At 63.7% G+C, this 5,882-nt stretch carries 6 protein-coding genes; 3 read left to right on the plus strand and 3 right to left on the minus strand.

Going from position 1 to position 5,882, the window contains the following annotated elements:
- Both EN925_RS20075 and EN925_RS20080 read left to right on the plus strand, forming a co-directional pair.
- Nucleotides 1-1,229 (plus strand): esterase-like activity of phytase family protein (locus EN925_RS20075; protein WP_128336846.1); only part of this gene is annotated, 1,229 nt, incomplete at its 5' end.
- Between the two features lie 175 nt (nucleotides 1,230-1,404).
- A complete protein-coding gene (locus tag EN925_RS20080; protein ID WP_244506837.1) occupies nucleotides 1,405-2,865 on the plus strand; it encodes an MATE family efflux transporter in 1,461 nt (486 codons plus the stop codon).
- A gap of 34 nt (nucleotides 2,866-2,899) precedes the next feature.
- On the opposite strand, the gene EN925_RS20085 is transcribed toward EN925_RS20080, so the two are convergent.
- Nucleotides 2,900-4,111 carry an MFS transporter gene (locus EN925_RS20085; protein WP_127388398.1) on the minus strand — a complete coding sequence of 404 codons (1,212 nt, stop codon included), beginning with the start codon at nucleotides 4,109-4,111 and terminating at the stop codon, nucleotides 2,900-2,902.
- A gap of 176 nt (nucleotides 4,112-4,287) precedes the next feature.
- Complete coding sequence (locus EN925_RS20090; protein ID WP_127370586.1) at nucleotides 4,288-4,689, minus strand: SH3 domain-containing protein; 402 nt, start codon at nucleotides 4,687-4,689, stop codon at nucleotides 4,288-4,290.
- A gap of 241 nt (nucleotides 4,690-4,930) precedes the next feature.
- Between EN925_RS20090 and EN925_RS20095 the strand changes: the two genes are divergently transcribed.
- Nucleotides 4,931-5,506: a TMEM175 family protein gene (locus EN925_RS20095; protein ID WP_013530981.1), complete on the plus strand. Its 576-nt coding sequence runs from the start codon at nucleotides 4,931-4,933 to the stop codon at nucleotides 5,504-5,506.
- Between the two features lie 53 nt (nucleotides 5,507-5,559).
- Here the strand turns inward: EN925_RS20095 and EN925_RS20100 are convergent, their stop codons facing one another.
- Nucleotides 5,560-5,841, minus strand: coding sequence for a hypothetical protein (locus tag EN925_RS20100; protein WP_027160626.1), 282 nt, complete (start codon nucleotides 5,839-5,841; stop codon nucleotides 5,560-5,562).
- Between the last annotated feature and the right edge of the window lie 41 nt (nucleotides 5,842-5,882).

Raw genomic sequence — 5,882 nt, forward strand, 5'->3', positions numbered from 1 at the left:
TGCCGGACCGTGGCTACAATGTCGTCGGCACCACCGACTACCGGCCGCGCCTCAACACGATCGCCATCGAATTTGCTCCGGTCGCACCGGGCGCTGCACCTGCTGCCGGCCAGGAGCAGACGGGCGTCAAGGCAACGCTCGCCGACACCATGCTTCTCACCGACGACAAGGGGGCTGATGCCACAGGCCTCGACCCACTCAACGGCGTGCGCGCGGCAAGCGGCGACATGCCGATCCTGCCGCAAGCCGACAATGGCAAGCTGGCGCTCGACAACGAGGCGATCGTGCGGCTGCCCGATGGTTCGATGTTCATCTCCGACGAATACGGCCCGAACATCTATCGGTTTTCCGCCGACGGGCATCTGCTGTCGGCAACCCAGCCACCGGCCGCCTTCGTGCCGATGCGCCACGGCACGCCGAACTTCGCCTCGGACAATCCGGGACCCGGTGCCGCCGAGCCCGATCCGAAGGACCCCGAGACCGGCCGCCAGAACAACCAGGGCCTGGAGGGAATGGCGATGACGCCGGACGGCAAGTTCCTGATCGCGGTGCTGCAATCGGCGCCCCGGCAGGATGGCGGCGATTCGCCCGCGACGCGCCAGAACACGCGTGCGCTGGTCTATGACGCGTCCGACCTCGCCCACCTCAAACTGGCGCATGAGTATGTCGTGCCGTTGCCGGTGTTCAAGGATGCCAAGGGCAAGACCAAGATCGCCGCGCAGAGCGAGATCGTGGCGCTCTCCGACAAGACCTTCCTGATGCTGGCGCGCGACAGCGGTAACGGCCAGGGGCTGAAGGGCGACACCTCGCTGGTGCGCCAGATCTTCGTCGTCGACGTCTCGGCCGCGACCGACATCGCCGGCGGCGCCTTCGATGCCGCCGACAAGCCGCTGGCGCCCAAGGGCGTGCTCGACCCGTCGGTGATGCCGGCCAAGCTGACGCCGTTCATCGACATCAACGACAAGGGCGAACTCGGCCGCTTCGGCCTGCACAATGGCGCGCCGAACGACAAGAACAACCTGTCGGAGAAGTGGGAGGCGATGTCGGTGGTCAGCGTTCTCGATCCGAAGCTGCCCGACGACTACTTCCTGTTCGTCGCCAACGACAACGACTTCCTCGCCCAGGACGGTTTTCAGGTCGGCGCACCCTACAAGGCGGAAGACGGCGCCGATGTCGACACCATGTTCCTGGTCTATCAGGTCACGCTGCCGGGTCTCGCCGGGAAGTAACGGCCACTGCACGGGCGGGCGCGCTTGGCGCGTCCGCTGGGCTCGCGGCAGGCATGAACGGGGCAGCGGCCTTTCAGCCGCGCGTTCGCAAGGGTGCATCTCGGTCCCGCCTGCGATATCATCGTGGACTGGATCCAAATCACCATCCGCCGAGTTGCCCGCCATGGACGAAAAAATGCCCGCGCGCCGGCGCACCGGCGACCTGACCAGCGGCCCGATCCCGCGCACGCTTCTGCTGTTCGCCCTGCCGGTGCTCGGCTCCAACGTGCTGCAGTCGCTCAACGGCTCGATCAACGCCGTCTGGGTCGGCCGTTTTCTCGGCGAATCGGCGCTGACCGCCACCTCTAACGCCAACCTCGTCCTGTTCCTGATCCTCGGCACTGTGTTCGGCATCGGCATGGCGGCCACCATTCTGGTGGCCCAGTCGGTCGGTGCCCGCGACCTGCCCGAGGCGCGCCGCATTGTCGGCACCAGCGCGACATTCTTCTTCCTCGTCTCGGTTGTCTTCGCGGTCTGCGGCTGGATCTGGGTTGACGCCATTCTCAACACGCTCGGCACACCGGCCGACGCCTTGCCGCTGGCGCGCTCCTATCTGCGCATCATCTTCGTCGCCGTGCCGATGATGAACCTTCTGTCCTTCGTCATGACCGTGCTGCGCGGTGCCGGCGATTCACGCACGCCCTTCTTCTTCATGGCGCTGGCCGTCGTCCTCGACATCGTGCTCAACCCATTGCTCATCGCCGGCATCGGACCGTTTCCCGAACTCGGCATCGCGGGCTCCGCCACGTCCACGCTGATCGGCCAGACGGTAAGCGTGATCGCCATCCTGATCGTTCTCTATGTGCGCAAGCATCCGCTGCGGCTGGCCGGCGCCAATCTCGCTCTGTTGCGGCCCGATCCCACCTTGCTGCGCATCGTCGTCTTCAAGGGCGTGCCAATGGGCCTGCAGATGATCGTCATTTCGGCGGCGGCACTGACGGTGATGGGCATAGTCAATTCCTACGGCTCACAGGTCGCCGCCGCCTACGGCATCGCCGCCCAGCTGTGGACCTACATCCAGATGCCGGCGCTCGCCATCGGCGCCGCGGTGTCCTCGATGGCGGCACAGAATGTCGGCGCCGGGCGCTGGGACCGGATCGGCCGCATCGCCGCCTCAGGCGTCGGCTTCAACCTCGTCCTGACCGGCGCACTGGTTGCCGTGCTGTCGGTTTTCGACCGTTCGGTGCTGAGCCTGTTCCTGAGCCGCGACAGCGCGGCGATCGACATCGCCGTCCACATCAACAATGTCGCCTCGTGGTCGTTCATCCTGTTCGGCATCACCATCGTGCTGTTTGCCACCGTACGAGCCACGGGTGCCGTGATGCCGCCGCTGATCATCCTGGTCATTTCGGTGCTGGTCGTGCGCACCGGCTTTGCCTATTTCATGCGTGGCGTGATCGGCGAGGAAGCGTTGTGGTGGAGCTTCCCGGCGGGTTCGATCAGCTCGCTTGTACTGGCGGCGGCCTACTATCGTTTCGGCCGCTGGCGCACCACGCACATGATCGAGGACAGGCCGGCCGCCGGCGAGCCGCCGGACACCGGTCTTGGCGTGCCGCGCGGACGCGCGCATCTTTCGCCTGAAACACCGAACGGCTGAAGCCAACCCGGTTCCGCTGGACCGCTCCAGGCCCTCAACGCCGTTGTTGTTTCAGCCCAAAAGCCAGCGCCACCAACGCAAACACCACGATCATGCCGGCGAACGCCAGGCTGGCAGCGACGGGACTGGCATAGGTCGAAACGATGCCGATGCCGATGACGGGCAAGGCGTTGCCGACAAAGCAGCAGATGAAGAAGCTGGACACCACTTCGGCGCGACGATCCTTGGGCGCGATCTCGTTCACCACTTGCAGGCCGCCACGGTAACCAAGCGCCGCCGCAACGCCGCAACAGGCCGTCGCAGCAACCATCAGTGCCATCGAGGCCAATATCTGCGCCGCCATCACCAACGAGACGCTTGGGATCATCAATGCCAGCGCAGCCAGCATCGCCTTGTTGCTCTTCATGTGCATCAGAACGACAATGCTGATCGCGGTGACGATCGCCAGCTCGAAGAACAGCGCGCCGGCGACGGCATGGTTGGTCTCATGCAGCTGCTGCGCCAGGATGCTCGGCGCCAACGCGGCGTAGAACCCGACCAGCGCCATCGCGCCGAAGCCGGTCACCGCCGGCGCGACGAAGCGCGCACGGATTTCCTCCGGGACGGAAAGTCGCGGCCGCAAGGAGATCCGCCCGAGGCCGCCCGGCTTCGACACCGTTTCGCGAGTGCGCCAGACCAGGATCGTCACCACCACAAGTGCTGCCAGATAGACGATGAAGATCAGCCGCAACGGCCATGGCTCGTATTCAGCCAGAAATCCCGAAATCAGTGCGCCGAGGCCGAGGCCGAGGAAGTTGGTGCTGGTGGCAATCACACTGGCGCGCGACTTGTCCGCGCCGGGAAGAAGCTCGGCAATCCACGCGGTTCCGGTCCCCGCGCCGACGCCGATGCCAAGCCCGCTCAGGATGCGGGCGACGTCGAGCGAGACGACGTTTACGGCAAACAGGAAGACAAGCGCACTGACGATGGCGACGAGCATGGCCGCCAGGCTCGCGGGCCGGCGTCCGACAATATCGGAGACGCTGCCCAACATCAGAAGTGCCGCCAGATTGCCGACGACATACACGGCGTAGATCAGCGTCAGGGTGATTTGTGAAAAGCCGAATTGCTGCTTGTAGACGATGTAGAGCGGCGTCAGCACCGTGCTGCCGGCAAACAGCACCGCAATCATCGCGGCGACGGTGGGGATTGCGAGAGCATCGCCACCTGCCCCTTCGTGCGTATGTGCAAAATCGCGAATGGCCATGGCCAACCTCGTCACCAATTTCGGGGATCGAGGGGTCTAACGCGGTTTCATCCACGACGTTCCCGCCGACAGGCAGGCTCCTGACAGCACGGTGGACATTGCCTGAGCGGGATATCCGCCGGCTGAACAGGCTCGGATCGGGGCCAGCGGCTCATCTATCGTTCAACCGGTCGGCCTTACCTGCAAGGAAAGCCGGGCGCGATCTTGCACTTGCCGGGACGCGGCCTGTGCGGCGGCCGATGGTGCGGAGGACGGTGCGGCTTGTGCCAGTGTGGCGGCCGATGCGGCGGACGCACGATGATGATTGGCGGGCGAACGATCTGTGAGCGTTCGAGATAACCGGCGCTGGCCCAGCCGCTCACGCCACCGCCATGGATTCTACACCAGCCCGGCTGGCAGCCGGTGACATTGACTCTGAAGCCGGCGGGCAGCGTTCCCACTTTGGCGTATCCCGCTCCCGGCCCGCTGCGGACGTTGAGGTTGGTCGAGGTGTGAGCGCTGTAGGCGAAGGCCGCGGCGGACGTCCCGAACACCGCGGCCATGATGGTCGCGGCCACAAGCAGAAAACGAAATCTCATCAGTCCCCTCCATTCGAATCCCGGCCGTTCACCTGCTCCGGCCAAGATTGCCCTGCAAGAGGAGCGGCCAAGCCAAGAAAAGTCAACAGGTGGGCGGCCGTAACCGTCCTGGCCAACGGGACTGATGCCGGATTTTCCTTGGACATGGTTGAGGAATTTCACGGTTGCCATTTATTGGCTCCTCAACATCCGCTAGCGTTTACTCTCTTTCGACAATTCATCACGGGCAAAGGTGGGATCCATGGGCAAAGGCAGGGTCGAGGCATTCACCGATGGCGTCGTGGCTATCATCATCACCATCATGGTGCTTGAGTTGAAAGTGCCGCATGGCGAGGATTTCTCCGCCTTGGTGCCGTTGTGGCCGATCTTCTTCTGCTACGTGCTGTCCTTCATCAATGTCGGCATCTACTGGAACAATCTGCACAACATGTTCCACACCGTTCAGCGGGTCGACGGGCGCGTGCTGTGGGCGAACCTCAATCTGCTGTTCTGGCTGTCGCTGATGCCGGTGACCACAGCCTTCATGGGCGAGAACCACTTTGCGCCGGTGCCGGTAGCAGTCTATGGCACCGACCTCGCGCTATGCGCCATCGCCTACACCATACTCGCCGCCGCGCTGCATCGCCTGCACGGCAATGATACCGCCTTTGCCAAGGCGCTGGGTAATGACCGCAAGGGGAAGCTCTCGCTGGCTGTCTATATCGTGGCCGTCGTGCTGACCTTCGTCAGCCAGTGGATCGGCGTCGCGCTCTATGTGCTGGTCGCGATGATATGGCTCGTACCGGATAGGCGCTTTGCGCGGGTGATCGAAAAGTAGCTGTCTTCACACATTTTCAAGGCAGAGCGCTGCACGGCTTTCCCAGAGTTGCCCTACTTGCGCATCGCTTTCAGTTTTTCCGCCACCGATGCGGCGAGGTCGGCATAGAGCTCCTCCAGCCGTTCCGCGGCCTTGATGATCGAGAAATCATGGCCGAATTTTTCCAGCGCCATGCGCAGTTTCTCGACGAACTCGGCTTGTTTCTCCAGCGCGGAAAAGAGTGTCTTCACCTGCGCTTCGCTGATGTCGGGATTGGCCAGCATCTGCGGCACCTCGCGGCCCATCTGGTCGCCAATGGCGGTCTGCTCCTTCAGAATTGCAACCCAGTCCGTCAATCAGGAACCTCCGTTTTTCCCCAGGCCTAAATCTCTTTTCC

It is taken from the genome of Mesorhizobium sp. M7A.F.Ca.US.006.04.2.1, assembly GCF_004022915.1.
GTDB classification, from domain to species: domain Bacteria; phylum Pseudomonadota; class Alphaproteobacteria; order Rhizobiales; family Rhizobiaceae; genus Mesorhizobium; species Mesorhizobium ciceri.